The sequence below is a fragment of the Pseudomonas sp. NPDC089392 genome, assembly GCF_044749595.1.
Taxonomy (GTDB): Bacteria; Pseudomonadota; Gammaproteobacteria; order Pseudomonadales; family Pseudomonadaceae; genus Aquipseudomonas.
In genome coordinates this window covers 318,980-341,131 of sequence record NZ_JBIVIF010000003.1, presented here as the reverse complement: position 1 = coordinate 341,131, position 22,152 = coordinate 318,980, and the positions used below count along the sequence as shown (strand labels likewise).

Sequence of the window (22,152 nt, the reverse complement as noted above, 5' to 3'; positions counted from 1 at the left end):
CGTCATGAATGCCAAGGTCGTGGTGGTCGGTAGCCTCAATATGGACCTGGTGGCCCGCGCCCAGCGCTTGCCCCGGGCTGGCGAAACGCTCCCCGGCGAAAGTTTTTTCACCGTGCCGGGTGGCAAGGGCGCCAACCAGGCCGTGGCGGTGGCCAGGCTGGGTGGCAGCGTGGCAATGATCGGTAATGTGGGCGACGATGATTACGGTCGGCAGCTGAACCGTGCCTTGTACGTCGAGGGTATCGACTGCCAGGGGGTCAGCACCTGCCTGGGGGTGTCCAGCGGCATAGCCCTGATTACCGTGGATGCCGCCAGCCAGAACTGCATTGTCATCATCCCCGGTGGCAATGGCCTGCTGACGCCGCAGTCGGTGCAGCGCTTCGATGCGCTGCTGCAGGCGGCCGAGGTGATCATCTGCCAGCTGGAGGTGCCGGCCGAGACCGTGGCCTGGGCCCTGGCCAGGGGGCGTGAGCTGGGCAAGCAAGTGATCCTGAACCCGGCGCCTGCCACTGGCCCCTTGCCGGCGGACTGGTTTGCGCACATTGACTACCTCACGCCCAACGAGAGCGAGGCTGAGACCCTGACCGGGGTGCCAGTGACCGACCAGGACAGTGCCCGGCGCGCTGGCGAGCGCTTGCTGCAGCTGGGGGCGGGTAAAGTGATCATCACCCTGGGTGCGCAAGGGGCCTTGCTGGTCACAGCCCAAGGCCATCAGCATTATCCGGCGCCTGTGGTGCAGCCGCTGGACACTACGGCAGCCGGCGACACCTTCATTGGTGGCTTTGCCGCTGGCCTGGTGCGTGGGCTGGAGGAGGGCGAGGCCATCGCCTTTGGCCAGCGCGCTGCTGCCTTGTCGGTCACCCGCGCGGGTGCGCAGCCGTCGATTCCCTACCTGGCGGAGCTTACGCCATGAAGAAAACCCCGCTACTGAACGTTGCCTTGTCGCGGACCATTGCCGGCATGGGGCATGGCGACATATTGGTAATCGGCGATGCCGGGCTACCGGTGCCGCCGGGGGTCGAGCTGATTGACCTGGCGATTACGCCAGGCCTGCCGGATTTTGCCAGCGTGTTGAGGGTGGTGCTAAGCGAGTTGCAGGTAGAGCGGCATGTGTTGGCTGAGGAGATGCAGAAGGTGGTGCCGCCAGCACTGGTCGAGATCGAGCGCTTGAAGGGCAAGCTGGGCAAGCGCGAATGGATGAGCCATGAGGAATTCAAAGTGCTGTCACGCAGTGCGCGTGCGGTAGTGCGTACCGGTGAGTGCCAGCCCTACAGCAACATCGCCCTCATCTCCGGCGTCACGTTCTGACTCACGGTTCAGTAGGCGGATGAGCCCCCCTGTGGGGGCGGGTTCACCCGCGAACACCGGCGAAGCCGGTGCCATCCATCGCGTCGCCTTCTTCGCGGGTAAACCCGCTCCTACAAGGAATCGCCTTCATGGCCACCGCCACCACCCTGCAGGCCGCCCCCATCGACCTGATCATCGACACCGACCCCGGTGCCGATGACGTGGTCGCGCTGTTCCTGGCCATGGCCTCACCCGAAGAACTCAACATCCGCGCCATCACCACCGTGGCCGGCAACGTGCGTCTGGATAAAACCTCACGCAACGCCCGCCTGGCCCGCGAATGGGCCGGCCGCGAAGACATCCCCGTGTACGCCGGCGCCGCTCGCCCGCTGGTGCGCAAGCCGATCTACGCCGTCGACGTGCATGGCGAAGAAGGCCTCACCGGCGTTCAAGTCCACGAACCGAAAGCCCCGCTGGCCCAAGGCAATGCCGTGCAATACCTGGTCGACACCCTCGGCGCCGCCAAACCGCACAGCATCACCGTGGCCATGCTCGGCCCACAGACCAACCTGGCCCTGGCGCTGATCCAGCGCCCGGACATCGCCAAAGGCATCAAGCAAGTGGTCATCATGGGCGGCGCCCATTTCAACGGCGGCAACATCACCCCAGCGGCGGAATTCAACCTCTACGCCGACCCGCATGCCGCCGAAGTGGTACTGGCCAGTGGTGTACAGCTCATCTACCTGCCGCTGGATGTCACCCACAAGCTGCTGACCAGCGACGCCCGCCTCAAGCAACTGGCAGCCGTGAACAACCAGGCCAGCAAACGCGTGGTGGATATCCTCAACGCCTACATCACCCACGACATGGACCAGTACGGCCTGCCCGGCGGCCCGGTGCACGACGCCAGCGTCATCGCTTACCTGTTAAAGCCCGAACTGTTCAGTGGCCGGCGTATCCACATGAGCATCGACAGCCGCGAAGGCCCAACCTTCGGTCAGACCATCGCCGACTGGTACGGCGTGCTCAAGCAGCCGGCCAATGTGCTGTGGGTGGAGCAGGGCGACGCCCAGGGCCTGTTCGACCTGCTTAGCGCCCGGTTGGCGCGATTGGAATAGCTGCGTGTGGCGCGTAGCGCTCCAGCACTTGCTCGATGAAGCTGCGGGCCGCCTCGGGGCCGCGATCGCGCACCAGCAGGTCGATGCCAATCAGCAGCAACTCCTCCGGTGTGCCAGGGCTGTACGCGCTCTGGCCTTCGGCCCATTTGACCTTGATATCGGCATCGATGCTGTGGCTGCTCATGAAAGGCTCTCGCTTGGGGCCCGTGGCGGAGGGGCGAACACCGGATCCTGGTATTCGGGAGAAGGCACTGTGCCTTCACTTCCTAAAGTAAATCATGACTTTGCAGCGCAAACCAAGCACCGCGTTGGCCAACCGGTAAAATTCGGTCACGATTGCCTTTCGCTTGGGGCGCCTGCTTCAGGCAGACTTGCCCGGTTTTGCAACAAATTCCTGGCGGAGCTGTCGGATCAGACAGTTCCCAGATCGTTTTAGGAGGATTCATGTTCCGTACCCGTGCTTTGTTGGCAACCTTGGCTGTGGCTGCTGTCCTGGCTGGTTGCAGCACTGGTGGTAATTCTGGTGGCGGCAAGGCGCCTGAAGCGCCAGCCGGCAACGACGGCCGCTGCACAGCCAGCGGCGCCGATTTCGCCATTGGCAAGCCAGCCAGCGCCGAATTGCTGGAGCAGGCACGCAAGGCCAGTGGCTCGCAGATGGCGCGCATTCTCAAGCCGCACGACGTGGTTACCCTGGAATACCGCTCCGAGCGGCTGAACCTGAATGTGGATGAGCAAGGTGTGGTGACCCGCGTCAACTGCGGTTGATGCATGCTCCTGTGGTGGCCCCTTCGCGGGTAAACCCGCTCCCACAGGGGTAGCGTTAACCTTCAGGCCTGCGCCGTACCTGTGGGAGCGGGTTTACCCGCGAAGAGGCCGCCACAGGCTGGTGCATATCTACCAGAGCAACACGGTCCCTGTAGGAGCGGCCTTGCGTCGCGATGGGCCGCACAGCGGCCCCAGGTTTTCAGCGTCGCAGCTGAAATTGCCGGGGCCGCTTTGCCGCCCTTTCCGACCGGTCCGGCGCCCCGGCAAGGCCGCTCCAAGAAAAGCCGCGCCCGCAGAAGCCTGTAGGCCTGACAAACCCCCATAAAAAAACCCGCCATAAGGGCGGGTTTCTTCACAGCTTCCGAATTACTCCGGACGAACCTGTGCAGCCTGCATGCCCTTCTGGCCGCGCTCGGCGACGAAGGAAACAGTCTGGCCTTCTTTCAGGCTCTTGAAGCCGTCAGATTCGATGGCTTTGAAGTGAACGAACAGGTCGTCGCCGCCGCCTTGTGGGGTGATGAAGCCGAAGCCTTTTTCATCATTGAACCATTTGACGGTGCCGGTTTGGCGATTGGACATGGGATGAATCTCCAGAAACTTGAATTTTTTCGAAGTGCCGTAGACGCCTAAGCTTCCTAGCACAGAACACATCATAGTCTAATTCTGCGGATGTAGCGCCTTTTACCTTAACTATATGTTGATCCAACGCAAATAATTGATCACCAACCCTGGCTGCAAGGTTTCAGCTCCTGGGCGCGCAGGCCTGTTTCACAACGGTTTGCGCCTTCTGCATCAGCTTGGCATCCACGCCGTCCTTGCTGTCCAGGTCGGCAATCTCGGCGTCGGTGAAATTCTTCTTGATGGCTTGTGCGCCACAGTCGCAGTGTTTTTTTGCGGTCGCAGCGTCAACGCCCTGGCCGCTGGCCACTTGCGTGCACTGAGTCATGTAGCCGGCCTCCTTCCCGGGTGGGAAGTTGCCGGCGTTCGCGGCCACAGGCAGCAGCAGGGCGCCAGCGGCCGCCAGGGCCAGAAGAGACGGAACTCGCATAACCAGTTACTCCTTGGGTTAAGGTCTCAACAAGAGTAGGTTGCTTCCCAAGGTCTGATAGGACTTTTTCCGCGTTAGTTCACCGTTATGGTGCAATTTCCAAATATTTCTGCCTGGCGTGCAACCCGCGTGCTAGCATGCTCCGCTTGTGGCCGCGCGCTTGCCGGCCGCTACTATCTTTATTCTTTCCAGTCACTCTGGTTCGTCCCTGACAAGCCGAAAGGCTTCTGCCACTGTGAGGCAGGCTTCCCGCTGACGGAAGGCAGGCCGGATCTTGTACTGGCTCATCCCAACCCACGTGACCTTTGGTAGGGGTCACCACTAGGAGAGGAGGCGCCATGCCCGTTATTACTCTTCCCGATGGCAGTCAACGTTCGTTTGATCACGCCGTATCCGTAGCCGAAGTTGCCGCATCCATCGGCGCCGGCCTGGCCAAGGCCACCCTGGCCGGCAAGGTCGACGGCAAACTGGTCGATGCTTGCGACCCGATCAGCCACGACGCCACCCTGCAGATCATCACCCCTAAAGATGAAGAGGGACTGGAGATCATCCGTCACTCGTGCGCCCACCTGGTTGGCCACGCCGTGAAGCAGCTTTACCCGACCGCCAAGATGGTTATCGGCCCGGTCATCGACGAAGGCTTCTATTACGACATCGCCTACGAGCGCCCCTTCACCCCAGAAGACATGGCCGCCATCGAAAAGCGCATGATGGAGCTGATCGAAAAAGACTACGACGTGGTCAAGAAGGTCACCCCGCGCGCCGAAGTCATCGACGTGTTCAAGGCCCGTGGCGAAGACTACAAGCTGCGCCTGGTCGAAGACATGCCGGATGAACAGGCCATGGGCCTGTACTACCACGAAGAATACGTCGACATGTGCCGTGGCCCGCACGTGCCGAACACCCGCTTCCTCAAGTCGTTCAAGCTGACCAAGCTGTCCGGTGCCTACTGGCGCGGCGATGCCAAGAACGAACAGCTGCAGCGCGTGTACGGCACCGCCTGGGCTGACAAGAAGCAGCTGGCTGCCTACATCCAGCGCATCGAAGAAGCCGAAAAACGTGACCACCGCAAGATCGGCAAACAGCTCGACCTGTTCCACCTGCAGGAAGAAGCCCCAGGCATGGTGTTCTGGCACGCCAACGGCTGGACCGTCTACCAGGTACTCGAGCAATACATGCGTGGCGTGCAGCGCGAAAACGGCTACCAGGAAATCAAGACCCCGCAGGTTGTCGACCGCATTCTCTGGGAGCGTTCCGGCCACTGGTCCAACTACGCCGAGAACATGTTCACCACTTCGTCGGAAAGCCGTGACTACGCGGTAAAACCGATGAACTGCCCGTGCCACGTGCAGGTGTTCAACCAGGGCCTCAAATCGTACCGCGACCTGCCGCTGCGCCTGGCCGAGTTCGGTGCCTGCCACCGTAACGAGCCGTCCGGCGCCCTGCACGGCATCATGCGCGTGCGTGGCTTTGTACAAGACGACGCGCACATCTTCTGCACCGAAGAACAGGTGAAGAAAGAAGCCGCCGACTTCATCAAGCTGACCCTGGACGTGTACAAGGACTTCGGCTTCAGCGATATCGCCATGAAGCTGTCCACTCGTCCGGCCAAGCGTGTCGGTTCCGAAGAGCTGTGGGACCGTGCCGAAGGTGCACTGGCCGACGCCCTGAACGAATCCGGCCTTGAGTGGGAATACCAGCCAGGCGAGGGCGCCTTCTACGGCCCGAAAATCGAGTTCACCCTGCGCGACTGCCTCGGCCGTAACTGGCAGTGTGGTACCCTGCAGTACGACCCGAACCTGCCAGAGCGCCTGGATGCCAGCTACATCGCCGAAGATAACGCCCGCAAGCGCCCGGTAATGCTGCACCGCGCCATCCTCGGTTCGTTCGAGCGCTTCATCGGCATGCTCATCGAGCATTACGCTGGCGTGTTCCCGGCCTGGCTGGCCCCGACCCAGGCGGTGATCATGAATATCACCGACAAGCAGGCCGATTTCGCCCTTGAGGTTGAGAAATCTCTGAACGGTAGCGGTTTCCGTGCCAAGTCGGACTTGAGAAATGAGAAGATCGGCTTTAAAATCCGCGAGCATACTTTGCTCAAGGTCCCGTACCTTTTGGTTATAGGGGATCGCGAAGTCGAAACGCAAACCGTCGCTGTGCGCACTCGCGAAGGTGCAGACCTGGGCTCCATGCCCGTCGCCCAGTTCGCTGAGCTGCTGACACAAGCGGTTTCCCGGCGTGGTCGCCAAGAATCGGAGTAATGACTATTAAGCGTGAAATGAGAAACGATAAGCGTGCTGTACCGAAGGCCCCGATCAACGAGAATATCTCGGCCCGCGAGGTTCGGTTAATTGGCGCAGACGGCGAGCAGGTTGGCATCGTCTCGATTGATGAAGCGCTGCGTATCGCTGATGAAGCGAAGCTGGATCTGGTAGAAATCTCTGCAGACGCGGTACCGCCGGTCTGCAAGGTCATGGACTACGGCAAGCACCTCTTCGAAAAGAAGAAGCAGGCTAACGAAGCCAAGAAAAACCAGAAGCAGATCCAGATCAAAGAAATCAAGTTTCGTCCAGGGACGGAGGATGGGGATTACCAGGTAAAACTACGCAACCTGGTACGTTTCCTTACCGATGGGGACAAGGCCAAGATCTCTCTGAGATTCCGTGGCCGTGAGATGGCCCACCAGGAGCTGGGCATGGAGCTGTTGAAGCGGGTCGAAGCCGACCTCGCCGAATACGGCACCGTTGAGCAGCATCCGAAGATGGAAGGACGCCAGCTTATGATGGTCATCGCCCCCAAAAAGAAGAAGTAATCTCCCGGGCACGGCAGGCCTGATGATTATTGTGTAATTTTTTTCGAATGCGGAGTTCAACATGCCAAAAATGAAAACCAAGAGCGGTGCTGCGAAGCGCTTCCTGAAGACAGCTTCGGGCTTCAAGCACAAGCACGCTTTCAAGAGCCACATCCTGACCAAAATGTCGACCAAGCGTAAGCGTCAACTGCGCGGTGCCAGCTTGCTGCACCCGTCCGACGTGGCAAAAGTCGAGCGCATGCTGCGCGTTCGTTAATTCTGGTTAAGATAGAGGAAGTTACTCATGGCTCGTGTTAAGCGCGGCGTTATCGCTCGTAAGCGTCACAAAAAAATTCTGAAACTGGCTAAAGGTTACTACGGTGCTCGTTCGCGCGTATTCCGTGTAGCCAAGCAAGCGGTCATCAAGGCAGGCCAATACGCCTACCGCGACCGTCGCCAGAAGAAGCGTCAGTTCCGCGCACTGTGGATCGCTCGTATCAACGCCGGTGCCCGCACCAACGGTCTGTCCTACAGCCGTCTGATTGCTGGCCTGAAAAAGGCTTCGATCGAAATCGACCGTAAGGTTCTGGCCGATCTGGCAGTGAACGAAAAAGCGGCGTTTGCTGCGATTGTCGAGAAAGCTAAAGCCGTTCTGGCTTAAGTACCCGCGACAATCACCCGGCGGCGCTTGCGGCGCCGGGCATTGAACGTCATCGATAGGGGAAGAGCCTTCAAAGCTCTTCCCCTATTTTCGTATCTGGAGTCTGTACATGGAAAACCTGGATGCGCTGGTCTCCCAAGCCCTAGAGGCCGTTGAGCGCGCTGAAGACATCACTACCCTGGAACAGATCCGGGTTAATTATCTCGGCAAGAAAGGCGAGCTGACCCAGGTGATGAAGACCCTGGGCAACCTGCCAGCCGAAGAGCGGCCGAAAGTCGGCGCGCTGATCAACGACGCCAAAGAGCGCGTTACCGTTGTGCTCAATGCCCGCAAAGCCGCCTTTGAAGAAGCAGAGCTCAGCGCTCGCTTGGCTGCCGAATGCATTGACGTCACCCTGCCAGGCCGCGGCCAGGCCACCGGTGGCCTGCACCCGATCACCCGTACCCTCGAGCGCATCGAGCAGTTCTTCACCCACATTGGCTACGGCATTGCCGAAGGCCCAGAGGTCGAAGACGACTACCACAACTTCGAAGCGCTCAACATCCCCGGCCACCACCCGGCACGGGCGATGCACGACACCTTCTACTTCAATGCCAACATGCTGCTGCGTACCCACACCTCGCCGGTGCAGGTGCGGACCATGGAGTCCACCCAGCCGCCCATCCGCATTGTCTGCCCGGGCCGCGTATACCGCTGCGACTCGGATATCACCCACTCGCCGATGTTCCATCAGGTCGAAGGCCTGTTGATCGATCGCGATATCAACTTCGCCGACCTCAAGGGCACCATCGAAGAATTCCTGCGCGTGTTCTTCGAAAAAGAACTGGCGGTACGTTTCCGCCCCTCGTTCTTCCCCTTCACCGAGCCGTCCGCCGAAGTCGACATCCAGTGCGTGATGTGTTCCGGCAACGGCTGCCGCGTGTGCAAGCAAACCGGCTGGCTGGAAGTGATGGGCTGCGGCATGGTGCACCCAAGCGTGCTGCGCATGTCCGGCATCGACCCTGAAGAGTTCCAGGGCTTCGCCTTCGGCATGGGCGCCGAGCGCCTGGCCATGCTGCGCTATGGCGTCAACGATTTGCGTCTGTTCTTCGACAACGACCTGCGGTTCCTGGCGCAATTCCGCTAGGCCCAATCGACGCAACTTTCAGGAGAACAGCATGAAATTCAGTGAACAGTGGCTGCGCGGTTGGGTAAACCCGCAAGTCTCCCGTGACGAACTGGTCGCCCGCCTGTCCATGGCCGGCCTCGAAGTCGACAGCGTTACCCCTGCTGCCGGCCAGTTCAGCGGCATCATCGTGGGCGAAATCCTCGCCACCGAACAACACCCGGACGCCGACAAGCTGCGCGTGTGCCAGGTCACCAACGGCCAGGAAACCTTCCAGGTCGTGTGCGGCGCGCCAAACGCCCGCCCAGGCATCAAGGTGCCATTCGCCATGATCGGCGCCGAGCTGTCTGGCGACTTCAAGATCAAAAAGGCCAAGCTGCGCGGCGTCGAGTCCTTCGGCATGCTGTGCTCGGCTGCCGAGCTGGAAATCAGCGAAGAGAACGACGGCCTGCTGGAACTGGCAGCCGACGCCCCGGTAGGCGAAAACATTCGTACCTACCTGAGCCTGGACGACGCCAGCATCGAAATCGGCCTTACGCCGAACCGCGGTGACTGCCTGTCCATCGCCGGCCTTGCCCGCGACGTCAGCGCCCTGTACGACACCCCGGTCACCCGCCCGGTCGTGCCTGCCGTACAACCGGCCCACGACGAAGTGCGCCCGGTTGAAGTCAGCGCCCCGGCTGCCTGCCCACGCTACCTGGGCCGCGTTATCCGTAACGTCGACCTGAGCAAGCCGACCCCCCTGTGGATGGTCGAGCGCCTGCGCCGCAGCGACGTACGCAGCATCGACGCCGCCGTCGATATCACCAACTACCTGATGCTTGAACTCGGCCAGCCGATGCACGCTTTCGACCTGGCAGAAATCAACGGCGGCATTCGCGTACGCATGGCCGAAGAGGGCGAAAAACTCGTCCTGCTCGACGGCCAGGAAGTAGCCCTGCGCGCCGACACCCTGGTAATCGCCGACCACACCCGCGCCCTGGCCATCGCCGGCGTCATGGGTGGCGAGCACAGCGGTGTAAACACCGAAAAAACCCGCGATCTGTTCCTGGAAAGCGCCTTCTTCGAGCCGATTTCCGTTGCCGGTAAAGCCCGTTCCTACGGCCTGCACACCGATGCCTCGCACCGCTACGAGCGCGGCGTCGACTCGCAGCTGGCCCGCGAAGCCATGGAGCGCGCCACCCAGCTGCTGCTGGACATCGTCGGCGGCGAAGCCGGCCCGATTGTCGAAGCCGTCAGCGAACAGCACCTGCCGCAAGTGGCCCCGGTCACCCTGCGCGCCGAACGCATCACCCAGATGCTCGGCATGGAAATGGACCCAGCCCAAGTCGAGCAACTGCTTAACGCCCTGGAACTGACCACCAGCAAAGATGGGGAAGGGCAGTGGACCGTTACCGTCCCAAGCCACCGCTTCGACATCAGCCTGGAAGTGGACCTGATCGAAGAGCTGGCCCGCCTGTACGGCTACAACAACCTGCCGGTTCGCTACCCGCAAGCTCGCCTGGCCCCACAGGGCAAGCCGGAAACCCGCGGTGACCTGCCGACCCTGCGCCGCCTGCTGGTTGCCCGCGGCTACCAGGAAGCCATCACCTACAGCTTCATCGACCCGAAACTGTTCGAACTGTTCAGCCCGGGCGTAGAGCCGCTGCTGCTGGCCAACCCCATCTCCAGCGACATGGCCGCCATGCGCGCCTCGCTGTGGCCGGGCCTGGTCAAAGCCCTGCAGCACAACCTGAACCGCCAGCAAGACCGCGTGCGCCTGTTCGAAAGCGGCCTGCGCTTCGTCGGCCAGCTGGGTGACCTGCAGCAGCAGCCAATGATCGCCGGCGTTATCACCGGCAGCCGCCTGCCAGAAGGCTGGGCAAACGGCCGCGACGGCGTCGACTTCTTCGACGTAAAAGCCGACGTGGAAGCCCTGCTGGGCTACTCCGGCGCCCTGAGCGACTTCACCTTCAGCGCCGGCAAGCACCCAGCCCTGCATCCAGGCCAAACCGCCGCCATCGAACGCGACGGCAAACTGGTCGGCTACCTCGGCGCCATCCACCCAGAGCTGGCCAAAGCCCTGGACCTGGACCGCCCGGTGTTCCTGTTCGAGCTGGTGCTGGGTGACGTGGTCGAAGGCCGCCTGCCAAAATTCAGCGAATTGTCCAAGTTCCCGGAAACCCGTCGTGACCTGGCATTGATCGCAGATCGTGATGTAGCTTCTAGCGCGGTGCTTGAATTAATTCGTGACAATGCAGGCGAATGGCTCACAGACCTCAGGCTGTTTGATGTCTACCAAGGTAAAGGCATTGATCCTGATAGAAAAAGCCTGGCCGTTGGCTTGACCTGGCAGCATCCATCGCGCACTCTTAACGACGATGAGGTGAACACTACCCTGCAAAACATCCTCACCTCGCTCGAACAAAGGTTGAACACCACGTTAAGGAAATAACGGCATGGGTGCTCTGACGAAAGCTGAGATGGCCGAAAGGCTGTACGAGGAGCTGGGGCTTAACAAGCGTGAGGCCAAAGAGCTGGTCGAGCTGTTTTTCGAAGAAATTCGGCACGCACTTGAAGAGAACGAGCAGGTCAAGCTGTCTGGTTTCGGCAACTTCGACCTTCGCGACAAACGCCAGCGGCCGGGCCGCAACCCCAAAACGGGGGAAGAGATCCCGATCACTGCACGGCGCGTCGTCACCTTTCGTCCAGGGCAGAAGTTGAAGGCCCGGGTTGAGGCCTATGCTGGAACCAAGCCATAACGACGAACTGCCCCCCATACCGGGCAAACGCTACTTCACCATTGGTGAAGTGAGCGAGTTGTGTGCCGTAAAGCCACACGTGCTGCGGTATTGGGAGCAGGAGTTCGACCAGCTTAATCCTGTGAAGCGTCGGGGGAATCGGCGGTATTACCAGCGCCAAGACGTGCTGATGATCCGCCAGATTCGTGGCCTGCTGTATGACCAAGGGTTCACCATTGGCGGGGCGCGGTTGCGGCTCTCCAGTGATGAGGTTAAGGATGAGTCTAGCCAGTACAAGCAGCTGATTCGGCAGATGATTGTTGAGTTGGAGGATGTGCTGGTGGTGTTGAAGAAGTGAGCGTGGGCTTTTCTGATGAGTGGAAAATTTTTTGAGAAAAAGCTTTCATTTATCAGGGGGTTAGGGTACATTCTTCAACGTTCTCGGCAAGATTGAGAACATGCTTCAAGCCCAGTCGGGGCGTAGCGCAGCCCGGTAGCGCACTTGCATGGGGTGCAAGGGGTCGAGTGTTCGAATCACTCCGTCCCGACCAAATAACTCCAAAGAATCCAGTCACTTAGCGGTGGCTGGATTTTTTTATGCCTGTCCGGTTCTCCTTGGTTAGCAAATTTGCCCCACTTTTTGCCCCACCGAATTTCAACTGCCGTTAGTCAAGAATTCAGAAGCAGTAGGACCTTGGGCATTTGCATCCGCTCATGCGAAATCGGGATTATCGGCGCAGAACATGACGTGTTGGAATTCGTGTAGCAGGGCGAAGGCCAAGGCGAGCGCAACAAGGTCGAATGCCGTCATGTGCTGAATGTTGCCCAGGCCATCACGGTCGGCGCTCGGCAGGGGGATGTCCACCGGCCAGGAGACGTCTGAGGTCTGTTCGGCTGTGATGAGCGACTGGGCGGCGGCGATGCGCTGTTTGTAGTCGAATTCATATTGGCCGCGTTCTTCATCGACACTGAGGGCTTGGTCGAGAGGTAACCCACTGGATGTCGCGACAACTAAGGCTGGTGCGTACACTTCGATCGCTCGCCACGAGTTGAAGCCAAGCAGCCAGAACAAATCGATCGTCTTAGTGTCGAACTGGATTCGTTTCCCGTTGGCGTTCATTGTCACGCCCTTTCTACTTGGCGCGACCTCGACGGCATGGCCGTATTGGCTCCAAAGACCGCTGATTTCTTCGGCTCGCTCGGGCACGGCGCCGCGGAGGAGATGTAGGATGAGCGTCCGATCAGATGGCTCATTCGTCATTGTCGTTGTCTATTCTGTGCTCGTGGGGGCTGGTGGTTGGCGACGGTCACGCGGCTTGCTCGTCACAGCGGGTTTGCCGTCCATCTGTAGATGAGTGATCGATGAGATGACTGAGTTCGCCCAAATCGTGCTGCATTCGATGTCGCCATCGCGTTCAAACCAGTGGGTCGCGCCGGGGATGAGATCAAACGGGATGGGATGTGTTGCCAATGGGTTGTGAAACACTTCAAGTTCCTGACACCAAGCTTCGCCCCACGGCCAGAGTGCTTGGTATTCGGCACTGTCTACGGCAAGGTTGAAATCGATAGGCTCTAATGCGCCCGGAGTTCGGTCGAAGAGAATGCCGCGTCTGATCATCATCAGCCCGGGCGGTCGCCATCCTGCCAAGAAACCCATGCGGTTGAATTTGGCGAGCGTTGCAGAATTACTGAAGATCACGGCCGAGAGGTGTGCGAAATTTGGATCGCGGAAGAGCCCAGCAGGAATGCTGTGTTGGCCCGTCAGATTTGCGATCGGCACTCCAATCGCGCGACGATCAGTGCCATTTCCGGTGACGTCCGCGCGTAAGCCGTAAAGGTAGGTGGGAAGAGCCTCGCGGCTCCAAACCATGGAGCCGAAATCATGGAAGTCGGCGATCGCTAAGGCGAACGGCTGTCCTTTTACATGGTCCAGTTCATGGTAGTTGCGCTGGAGCTTGCCGCGCAGTGTCTTTGCGAATCGTTCCGCCGGGTTGCCTGTCAGCCGTTCAATGCGATCCTTTGGGGCATGAACCCATTTTCCGATGCCGCCGGTACGTGGCTGTATGGAGTTTGCTGTAACTGCCTCAATCCAGCATGCGTTACCTTCCTTCTCGATCAAGAAGTCGGGAGAGGCATGGTCTTGTCGGACGCTTAAACCCTGCTCACGAAAGCTGCTGAAAAGGTAGAGCTCGAACAGACGGGCCGCGAAGTTGTTGGTTTGAAAATCCGAGACGAAATTGGCGTCGGGGTTGGGAAGCGCGAGGTAGCATTCTCCGACCGCCATGAGCGCCGGCAGATGGTTGACCGTGTTTGTCAGCAGCTGGAACTCTGGAGAAGTGCCACGTGGCCCCGGCTTCAGCAAATGCGCGCGACGTCTGACTCCTGGCGGTAATGGTTCCGGTGGATCACTGGCACGCATAGCTACGGTGAGTCGCTTAAGTGCAGCCTCGGGTGTGGAGTAGGGCCCGCTTTCATCTACTTTGACCCAACAGTGGTCGATGCGGCGGCGCATGGCCAGATATGTGAAAGCTCCTGTGTCCGGATCAAGAAGAATGCAGCCAGTTACACCGCCAGTTGCGGCCTGATAGGCACTGAAAATATGTGCGGGGTCGAAATTGGGGCCGTGTTTGAGCGACAGGGCATAGAGCTCGAATTGGCGCTGGCTGATTAAGGTGAAAAGTCGAGTTTCGCCGCTTGCGGACATGGTCGGCCTCTTAGCCCTGGATGTAGCAGATGCGCAAATTTAAGTTCCTCTTCACATTGACTCCGTTGCGGCAAGGATGTCAGTGGACTTTCAGTTGTCGATCTGGCGGATGGTCACGAACTCACGGTCGCAGACGCCCAATTCACGTTCAATGGCGCCTATGTCGCCTGCATGCGGCCGTTTGGTAGAAGAGTTTGGTTAATCCTTGATCCTATGCATAGGGCAGTTGCTGCTGGTATGGCAGAGTAATAGCCCGCCTTGGTGGCGGCAATCTACCAAGCGATGTGTTCACCTTCACACCGGCAGTTACCAGCACAAATCATAGGAGTGGCCTCTCTTGTTCGTTCGCCCTGATCAGTACCAGTCAGTAGTAGCCACGGTAGTCGCCGAAGAGCCGCGCTTGGACGTCGCGGTAGCCTTCTGGGGAGAAGGCGCCGATGTGCACATCCACCCTGAGATCTCCAAGCCCATCCGGATGATCGTTAACTTGCGCAGCGGGGGTACGAACCCTTGGATGATCAAGGGCCTGATAAAAAAGGCGAAGAAGAATCCTCAGATCGAGATTCAACAGTGCGACCGCCTGCACGCCAAGGTGATCGTAGGTGAAGCGAACCTGGTTGTAGGCAGTGCCAATCTCAGCCGAAATGGCCTTGGTTTGGAAGGGCAGGAGCTCGCTCACTGGCTGGAGGCGGGGATCCACACAACCACGACTGATGAAGTGCGTGCTGCTCAACAATGGTTCGAGCAGCTCTGGACATCAGCTGAGACTCGGGTCATCACCGACGATGACCTCAAAGCTGCCATCGTTGCCTATAACCGCAATCGGAACGCAAGACCTGACTACTCGCCTAAGGGGCCATTCACGTTTGCCAAATATCTGCCGCACGAACTCGAGGTGCGCGATGCCTATGCACTGATTTACAACTCTCGCCCCTGCGAAGAGGCCGATGAGGCCGGTGATCGTTACCACGAGCAGATTGTCGCAGAGCAGGGGGGCGAGAAAGGTCGTAGACCCAGCAAGCACTGGAATTTTGAATCCTGGCCCAATGCTCTCGACACTACGGGGAAGTACGAGTACCTATGCCTTTTCCTTGAGAGTGACGGGGAGCTAGTGGTTGATGGAGTGTGCAGGATGACCGGCCTGCGAATTCCATTTGAGTACGGTGAGGAGGGTGGTGAAGGGTGGGTCGACTTGGCTAGGCCAACATCAACCTTAATGGGACATAGCCTGAAGCGGGCTCAGCGTGAGGCGCTCGCGCTCGAACTGGGGCCCAGCATCAGCGATATTTGGGAAGAGGCTGAAATACTCGAGGAGGGTGCGCGCAGAATTCACCTGAGCGAGATTGCACGGATCCTGGCACGGCACACCGCCCAATGACTCCATTTACCCGAACCAGGCCCGCCATCTTGTATCATGCCGGGTTCGATTGAGCCTGGCCCGTCCCCACATGACCATTGCCCCACTTGACCGCCTCATAACGACCGGCACTGCTGTTGATGAAGCTAGAGATGCTCTGCCGCTGAGCAGCCTGCTTAGCGAGCCATTCATTGTGCTCCTCGGTGCCCCTGGTATGGGCAAGTCCGTGGCGCTCAGCCAGCTGGCCCAGCTGGAGGGGGAAACCTGCCACCCAGCATTCGCCGTGGTTGAGCAGCAATTTACACCCGGTTCGACAATCTATATCGATGCGCTTGATGAGATTCCAGTGGACGAGGCCAGGAGCATCGCAAGGGCATTACAGCGCACTCCGGACGTCAGGTGGCGGGTAAGTTGCAGGGCTGAAAGCTGGAATGAAGGCGGGCGCCTCAGTCAGGCTTTCGGTGATAAGGGGGCTTCAACTGGTGTAGCCCCTGCAGTTGCCCAATTGCTTCCTTTAACGGAGCAAGAGGCAGTCAGAGTGCTTCAAGCGTTCGGCTGCGCTGATCCGGCAGCACTCCTCGCCAAGCTGGAGGTGATACGTTCGACGGCCTTCGCGATGACGCCTCTGGGTTTGAAATTCCTTACAAAGGCCAACATAGAGTCACCCAGCGAGTTGACGCGATTCGAGCTCTATCAGTCCGGCGTTGAGCACCTAGCGTTTGAGCACAACAATACCAAACAGGAAGATGGCCTGCGTGCCACCCTCTCGATGGAGGCCAGGCTCGACATTGCCGGCCGCGTCGGCCTGGCACTGCTGTTGTCAGGCAAACATCGGATCAAACTTTCCGTTTTTACAGATGACACCGCAGTCACTTGTGACGACTTGAGGCTTGACCGCACTGCATTGACAGCAGTGTTGGATAGCGCGTTGTTTATCAAGACCGGGGACGTCTTCCAGCCGCTTCACCGCAGCATTCAGGAATTCCTCGCCGGACGCTTTCTCGCAAGGCTTGTCACTAACGGGACTGGCAATTCTAAGCTCCTGGCTGAACGCGCGCTGGCGCTCATCGTGTCTGCAGATGGCCTACCTGCTGACGGAATGCGGCCCCTCTACGCATGGTATGCAGGTCACCTGGTCAGCTTCGGACGCCCAGATGAAGCGATGAGACTGGCACAACTAGACCCGGATTCATTGCTTCTACACGGGGACACGGCAAAATTGCCTGTCGAGGCGAGGTTAACGGTTCTCAGGGACGTGGGTTCTAGAGACCCATTCTTCCGGTGGGCGCCTAATCAGTGGGCACCAGCAGAGATCACGACGGTGGGCCTCATCACTGACGACATGCTTAGCCAGGTGATAGGGATGCTGGCCGGCGAGACGTCAGGATACCGCATCAATATGCTTTTGGAGGCGCTGTCTGTAGGTAAGCCTCATGCCACAGCAGCTGATGCCTGCTGGAGCATGGTAGAGAGTCAATCCGGGGTTGAGTGGTGCCGTCGCGCAGCGGTCAAAGCCTGGCTCCACTGTGCCCAGCCCAACATTGAAGCGATTTGGGCGAAAATTAATTACCTCTGCCATATGGCGGAGCATGCTTACGGCAACCTGCGCTCGATGGCCCAGCTGTTCTGCGCTATCCCGTCAGAGCACTTGGACGTGACCGATGTGGATCGGCTTCTGAAAATGCTGATGGCGGTGCACAGCGCTCTCTATGACACATCGAAAAAGGTGGGTGGCCCGACCCCCACTATCACCTACGCTCTACGAGATGCTGCATGGCATGTAGCACCTAGATCATGGCGCGATTTGATTACTGAAGACCCGAAAAAATGGCGAGTTGCTAGAGGTAAGGGGTCGATACAGCAAGCTTTTGCCTCGCACCTCGGCATTGCCGCTGTTATGCAGTTTGAGCCAACTGCTCAAGAATTCACCTGCCTGTTGATCGCAACAGGTTTGATTGTTGGTGATGACTCCTCCTTCAGCCGTGCCGCGCGGGAGTACATTGAATCGCGGGGTGTGGCTGATGACCTAGTGGCTGAAATCGCCGCTGTTACTGACCTTGAGATTGCTGATTGTGGCTCGATTGGCATGGGGTTGCGGATCCTCGGCATTTCACCCTCTGCAGCGTCGGTAAGCTTGCTCCTGAATTCAAGTCAGCTACTGGCCAAGACAGAGGGCTCTTATGTTGGACGGCAGGTGGTGGCTTGGGCTCTGCGGCAGGGTGAGGCAACGCCTGACTGGTTACCAGCCTTGCTTACGGCCCGCCTAGACCGAGAAGTGGTATCTACGGTCGGGGCCGCTATCACTGCGCATGAGGTGGAGCTTTCGATCCTGCAAGCACGTGCAGTTGATAGTGTGGAGGCCCAGCTACAACGAAGAATCAAGGCTTGCCAGACAGCTGAAACAATTACCGATGAGCAATTAAGCGAGCTCTTCTATTGGGGGGCAGAGATTTATGCTGGAAATACGCCCCTGCCTCTTCTGGCTTGCAACGGAACAGAAGCGCTGAATGAAGCCTTCGGCGAGACTCTTGCTGGCGTATTAGCCGACGGGATTGTCGAGGATCGGTGTCCTCCTGCACGCGTTCAACTCGCAGCTCAGGCATCATTGCGAATTGATAAGGGCCTTGACCTCATTGGGTTGTCGACCGCTGAAATCATCAGGGTGTACTTGTCTGCCGAGTACCTCAGAAGCTCATACCTCAGAGATAGGCTAGAGAACCAATGCATCTCTTTGCTTGAAAGCGCTTTCCGCACAGAGCCAGAAATGCTCGCTCAGCTCTCCCGTGCAAACGACGGATCTTGGCGCACCCTATTGAAAAGGCTCGGGGAGAAGCCGCGAGCTGGTGATTTGCAGGCGTGGGCCGTAAAAACACTTGTACTGCAACCAGACATGGTCGACAGAGGCTTGCTGGACGCGGCACAAAACCTAGCCTGGCTGAACCTTGACCATGGTGAGCTAGTCTCCGTCGCTCGAACCTTCATTGACCGCTTGGTGGAGCAGTGCAAACAGGAGCCTGAGGGTAGGCTCTATTCCACCATCATCTCGGATCGACTTCAGTGGGCATACTTCGGTGTTTGCATTGAGCCGGGCTTGTTCAGTGATGACTTCACCCGAGCATTGGAGGTGGCCGATGACCATACGATCCACCGTTTGATCGTCGACGACTACCCTCTTAAAGGCTTCAGTACTGAGCCTTCTACTACGATCAGCATCAGCACCCTCTTGATGCAGTTTTTCATCGCCCGATCGCCTTCAATGGAAGGGCACTACGATCGTATTAGGGTCGACACCGCAAAGGTGATGAAGTCGATCAGGCTGTCGGGTGAGAGACTGGCGGAAAGTGCCCTCAAGTCGCTGGTTGCCGCTGCGGAGGGAACAGCTTGGGAGCTGCTGCTCAGGCATGACCTCGAGGTCTATCGCCGCGATGCACGGGCTCTGGATTATTCGTTGATTACCCCGGCTGACTTAGCCAAGGTGATTGACAGCAAAGGCCCCATCAGTGTCCGTGATCTGCGAGCTCTGACCCTTATGGAGCTGCGCAAAATTGCAGCAGAAATCCAGTCTTCGCCACTGAACATCTGGAGCCTTTATTGGAATGAAGGTGTGCCTAAGCCAGAGAACGATTGCCGCGATATTTTAGCCGACAAACTTCGTGATCGACTGAGGGTTTATGGTGACTTCGAGGTATCTCCAGAGGTGGCCTCAGCAGGAGGGACTCGGGCTGATATGGTGGTCACGCACGGGACCTTGTCTCTACCGTTCGAGGCAAAGCGTTCAGGCCACAGTCACCTTTGGTATGGGCATAGCGGTCAGCTTCAAACCTATACACAGGCGCCGAGCACTGAAGGGCAGGGGATCTACATTGTCTTTTGGTTCGGGAAAGGCCTGAAGATCCCGGCACCGCCGGAGGGCACCACGCCTGACACACCTGATGCACTCAAGGTCGCACTTGAGGGGCAGTTGCCGGCAGAGCTAAGGGCCATAACATCTGTTGTTGTCCTGGACCTTACTGACGCAGGCGCCGCTGCGAAAGTACGGAAAGAGTCCGGTTATGAGCAGGGAAAAGCGGACAAACGAGAGAGCCGCGCGAGCAGCAGAGCCAAAAAATAGGGTTTGGATAAGCCCGCCATAAAAGGCGAGCTGGTTCTAGGGCGGTTGCCGTAGCGATTGCTTACTGGGTGTCCTGTCTTCTCGGCCAGTCCAGCGGGATAAGCGCATCGCCCGAAATCTTGTTCCAACGCTTACGAGTGGCAGCTACATACCGTGGATCATCACCGAAATACGCATGCTCAATCAGCAACACCTGCAGTCCCTCTTGCGCAGATGTTGTATTGAACAGGAAGTCCAGGTGTTTACGCATGGCCGAAACTTCCTCGTTTTCACCGATGTCCGACTCGTCATCGCCACGTTGCGGATAGTAGGGTCGGCTGATCTGGTCGAAAGCGAGGAACCCTGGAACCGGTGCATTCACCTTGGCCAGGTACTTCTGAAGCGCGAACGACAAGGCAATGTGGATGGCCAAGTAGTTCTCATCCGAGCCCGCATCCGGGAGCCTCAAAACCGCACCGGAATTCTGCTCGATGATCGCGATATCAGGTGGTTTTGCGGAAAACTCCAGCTCGGCACCGATACAAGGTTGGACAGTGGGTAAATCTGCGAACGCTTCGGAGAGATACTGAGAAATCTTGCGCTCCGCACGCGATAGTAGAATCTGTTTGGCGTCACTGTCGACAAGGGCTTCCAAGCCCTGGATCTGCTCACGCAAGACGTCCAAGTCGGGGCCTGGCAACGGCGTCGTAGGGTTCATTTCCAGAAACTGATGAACTTTGCCCAACAGCAATGTGCGGTGCTGAGCGGCGGTTTCGAACTGCCTGGCCTCCTCACTTTGTCGAACCCATGTCTTGATACGCTCATCGATACCGTTGAGCGTCAGATTCAGACGAGAAAGTTCCAGCTGCAGGGAGTCCTCGTGCTCTACGAAACGTGGTCGCACATTTTCAACGGCCACGGTTTCAGAACGAATGATGCTCATGGAGCGGTGGATGGCCTCGGCGATCTCGATGCCACGCTCGCTAGGCGTATCACACAGCGGGCAGGCAGTCGCCGCCGGCTGAAGGTGCTCGGCGATCTTCAGCTTTTCGTACTGCCGTCGCACGGAACCTTCGAACGCAGTAATGTCCTGCAGCGTCTTGCGGGTCGCGCGGGACTTTCGGCGCACATTCTCAATGTCGGTGAGTAGGCTGCGGCGCTGCGCATGAAGATTCGCCAGCTCACTTTCCTCAGGGTTCTTACCGGCGCTTGGCTTAGCTTGCTTAACAACAGTCAAGACACCCTGGAGATCAGCCTCAGATGCAGAGTCTGATGGTACATCGCACAAGCCAATACGGTGAGCGTCCATCAACAGACGCATGGCGAATTTCTTGTAGTCACTGCCCGCCGCCTGACGTGTTTTCAGCTTGCGCTCTTCGCCCTCAAGCTTCTTGCGAAGGTCACGCAGGCGCCGCTCTTGCAGCACAGTGTCTTCGTTTACCACGCCCAAAAAGTACGGCATGGTTTCGATGATGGCCGGCGCTTCATCAGCCTGGTCAAGACCATGAAGCAGCGCTGTTTCATTGTAGATCACGTCCTTGGGAACAAACATGTAAGCCGTGGCGTGACGCAGCGTCGGGCGCCATTTGCGCGCTGTGGTGTCTTCAGGGGTTTCCTGTACTGAACTGATGCCAAATGCGCGCTCAATATAGGCTTTACCCGCAAGCAAAGTAGTAGCGCCTTGAAACTCTTCCACAGAGCTCGGGATGGGAAGATCGCGGCCATTGCTCACAAACATCCGAGTACTTGTACCTTGACCCACAGGTGGAACGAGACGACCAGTGATCATCTGCGCGTCACCCAACACCCATTTAATCCCCACCGCCAAACTGTGCCTTCTGACATGTGCGGCCAGCTCACATTGGCGCGACCCGAGGCAATAATCGATGGCCTTGATCAGGGTCGACTTACCGGTACCAGACGCACCGGTGATGATGTTCACCTCTCCTGGCTTCAGGTCGAGAATTCGAACCCTTCCGCCTTCGCCGATAAAGAAGATGTCAGAAATATTCCAGCGACTCATAGCTCCAGGCCCATCATGTCGAATGCCGTCCTTGTGGATCCTGCCAAAGCCAGCCAGCAGCCTAGGCGATCAATGTTCTTAAAAATTATCTGAGTCTCTTCGCTGAACTGCTTCGCGAACTGCTTCGGCAAAGGTGATCCGCCAGCAACCAAACGACCTTCTGTATTGAGCGTCAGCAGTCGGCTGAAGCAGGCAAATCGGATAGCCTCGGTGACAATGTCCAGCGACCCATTCACACGATCTGCCAGGCGGATCTGAATGGCGGGGCTTCGTCGTAGCCATTCCAGCAGGCCGGTACGCCGGTCTGTGCGATCGAACGACGATGAGAGGTCTCCCGACAGCGCCAGCGGCAGAGCGGCGTAGCAGAGCGAGATGTCCGGACTGACATCGTTACGGCTTCGGTAGGCCTCAACGAAGGTGGCCAGAAGCGCAGCACAGTAGCCAGGGTTCGTTTCGGCATAGATATCATGTGCGATCACCATG

General features: G+C 58.5%; 21 protein-coding genes and 1 tRNA gene. 15 read left to right on the top strand and 7 right to left on the bottom strand.

All coding sequences use genetic code 11. The annotated features are described in order from the left end of the window. The first annotated feature begins 4 nt into the window (after positions 1-4). The 3 genes from rbsK (at position 5) to ACIP1G_RS05235 (ending at position 2,405) form a co-directional block, all read left to right on the top strand. On the top strand, positions 5-913 hold the full coding sequence (rbsK, locus tag ACIP1G_RS05245) for a ribokinase (protein WP_400734456.1): 909 nt from the start codon (positions 5-7) through the stop codon (positions 911-913). Next, complete coding sequence (rbsD, locus tag ACIP1G_RS05240; protein WP_400734455.1) at positions 910-1,308, top strand: D-ribose pyranase; 399 nt, start codon at positions 910-912, stop codon at positions 1,306-1,308. Before rbsK ends, rbsD begins: the two co-directional genes overlap by 4 nt. 128 nt (positions 1,309-1,436) lie before the next feature. After that, entirely contained in the window at positions 1,437-2,405 is a 969-nt protein-coding gene (locus tag ACIP1G_RS05235; RefSeq protein WP_400734454.1) for a nucleoside hydrolase, read from the top strand. On the opposite strand, the gene ACIP1G_RS05230 is transcribed toward ACIP1G_RS05235, so the two are convergent. Next, positions 2,377-2,589 carry a hypothetical protein gene (locus tag ACIP1G_RS05230; protein ID WP_346642698.1) on the bottom strand — a complete coding sequence of 71 codons (213 nt, stop codon included), beginning with the start codon at positions 2,587-2,589 and terminating at the stop codon, positions 2,377-2,379. The genes ACIP1G_RS05235 and ACIP1G_RS05230 overlap by 29 nt on opposite strands. A 260-nt stretch (positions 2,590-2,849) precedes the next feature. Between ACIP1G_RS05230 and ACIP1G_RS05225 the strand changes: the two genes are divergently transcribed. Next, positions 2,850-3,170 carry an I78 family peptidase inhibitor gene (locus tag ACIP1G_RS05225; protein ID WP_400734453.1) on the top strand — a complete coding sequence of 107 codons (321 nt, stop codon included), beginning with the start codon at positions 2,850-2,852 and terminating at the stop codon, positions 3,168-3,170. Between the two features lie 366 nt (positions 3,171-3,536). Here ACIP1G_RS05225 and ACIP1G_RS05220 read toward each other — a convergent pair whose 3' ends face one another. After that, positions 3,537-3,749: a cold-shock protein gene (locus tag ACIP1G_RS05220; protein ID WP_012273095.1), complete on the bottom strand. Its 213-nt coding sequence runs from the start codon at positions 3,747-3,749 to the stop codon at positions 3,537-3,539. A 163-nt stretch (positions 3,750-3,912) separates the two neighbouring features. After that, on the bottom strand, positions 3,913-4,218 hold the full coding sequence (locus ACIP1G_RS05215; protein ID WP_400734452.1) for a hypothetical protein: 306 nt from the start codon (positions 4,216-4,218) through the stop codon (positions 3,913-3,915). Positions 4,219-4,556: 338 nt separating this feature from the next. On the opposite strand from ACIP1G_RS05215, the gene thrS reads away from it, so the two are divergent. From thrS to ACIP1G_RS05170, 9 genes are all read left to right on the top strand, one after another. Next, positions 4,557-6,479: a threonine--tRNA ligase gene (gene thrS, locus ACIP1G_RS05210; protein ID WP_400734451.1), complete on the top strand. Its 1,923-nt coding sequence runs from the start codon at positions 4,557-4,559 to the stop codon at positions 6,477-6,479. After that, positions 6,479-7,030: a translation initiation factor IF-3 gene (gene infC / locus ACIP1G_RS05205; protein WP_012052879.1), complete on the top strand. Its 552-nt coding sequence runs from the start codon at positions 6,479-6,481 to the stop codon at positions 7,028-7,030. The genes thrS and infC overlap by 1 nt, the downstream gene beginning before the upstream one ends. A gap of 61 nt (positions 7,031-7,091) precedes the next feature. After that, entirely contained in the window at positions 7,092-7,286 is a 195-nt protein-coding gene (gene rpmI / locus ACIP1G_RS05200; RefSeq protein ID WP_003250667.1) for a 50S ribosomal protein L35, read from the top strand. 27 nt (positions 7,287-7,313) lie between these two features. Next, on the top strand, positions 7,314-7,670 hold the full coding sequence (gene rplT, locus ACIP1G_RS05195) for a 50S ribosomal protein L20 (protein ID WP_003250671.1): 357 nt from the start codon (positions 7,314-7,316) through the stop codon (positions 7,668-7,670). A gap of 109 nt (positions 7,671-7,779) precedes the next feature. Beyond that, on the top strand, positions 7,780-8,796 hold the full coding sequence (gene pheS / locus ACIP1G_RS05190; protein ID WP_201204625.1) for a phenylalanine--tRNA ligase subunit alpha: 1,017 nt from the start codon (positions 7,780-7,782) through the stop codon (positions 8,794-8,796). A gap of 31 nt (positions 8,797-8,827) precedes the next feature. Next, on the top strand, positions 8,828-11,209 hold the full coding sequence (pheT, locus tag ACIP1G_RS05185; RefSeq protein WP_400734450.1) for a phenylalanine--tRNA ligase subunit beta: 2,382 nt from the start codon (positions 8,828-8,830) through the stop codon (positions 11,207-11,209). 4 nt (positions 11,210-11,213) lie between these two features. Continuing rightward, positions 11,214-11,516 carry an integration host factor subunit alpha gene (ihfA, locus tag ACIP1G_RS05180; protein WP_003250679.1) on the top strand — a complete coding sequence of 101 codons (303 nt, stop codon included), beginning with the start codon at positions 11,214-11,216 and terminating at the stop codon, positions 11,514-11,516. Continuing rightward, the gene (locus ACIP1G_RS05175; protein ID WP_201204621.1) at positions 11,497-11,853 is read left to right on the top strand and encodes a MerR family transcriptional regulator; all 357 of its coding nucleotides are present in this window, start codon (positions 11,497-11,499) and stop codon (positions 11,851-11,853) included. Before ihfA ends, ACIP1G_RS05175 begins: the two co-directional genes overlap by 20 nt. Positions 11,854-11,969: 116 nt before the next feature. Beyond that, positions 11,970-12,046 (top strand) — tRNA-Pro (locus ACIP1G_RS05170). Between the two features lie 161 nt (positions 12,047-12,207). Here ACIP1G_RS05170 and ACIP1G_RS05165 read toward each other — a convergent pair. Continuing rightward, entirely contained in the window at positions 12,208-12,756 is a 549-nt protein-coding gene (locus tag ACIP1G_RS05165; protein ID WP_400734449.1) for a hypothetical protein, read from the bottom strand. A gap of 9 nt (positions 12,757-12,765) precedes the next feature. Then, entirely contained in the window at positions 12,766-14,199 is a 1,434-nt protein-coding gene (locus tag ACIP1G_RS05160; RefSeq protein ID WP_400734448.1) for a hypothetical protein, read from the bottom strand. Positions 14,200-14,536: 337 nt separating this feature from the next. Between ACIP1G_RS05160 and ACIP1G_RS05155 the strand changes: the two genes are divergently transcribed. Together ACIP1G_RS05155 and ACIP1G_RS05150 are read left to right on the top strand one after the other, a co-directional pair. Further along, positions 14,537-15,577, top strand: a complete 1,041-nt coding sequence (locus tag ACIP1G_RS05155) for a phospholipase D family protein (protein WP_400734447.1) — start codon at positions 14,537-14,539, stop codon at positions 15,575-15,577. A 70-nt stretch (positions 15,578-15,647) separates the two neighbouring features. Continuing rightward, on the top strand, positions 15,648-19,667 hold the full coding sequence (locus tag ACIP1G_RS05150) for an NACHT domain-containing protein (RefSeq protein ID WP_400734446.1): 4,020 nt from the start codon (positions 15,648-15,650) through the stop codon (positions 19,665-19,667). 61 nt (positions 19,668-19,728) lie between these two features. Here the strand turns inward: ACIP1G_RS05150 and ACIP1G_RS05145 are convergent, their stop codons facing one another. Continuing rightward, on the bottom strand, positions 19,729-21,669 hold the full coding sequence (locus ACIP1G_RS05145; protein ID WP_400734445.1) for a DUF3732 domain-containing protein: 1,941 nt from the start codon (positions 21,667-21,669) through the stop codon (positions 19,729-19,731). Next, positions 21,666-22,151 (bottom strand): three component ABC system middle component, encoded by a 486-nt coding sequence (locus ACIP1G_RS05140; protein ID WP_400734443.1) that lies wholly within the window; start codon positions 22,149-22,151, stop codon positions 21,666-21,668. Before ACIP1G_RS05140 ends, ACIP1G_RS05145 begins: the two co-directional genes overlap by 4 nt. Position 22,152: the final 1 nt, after the last annotated feature.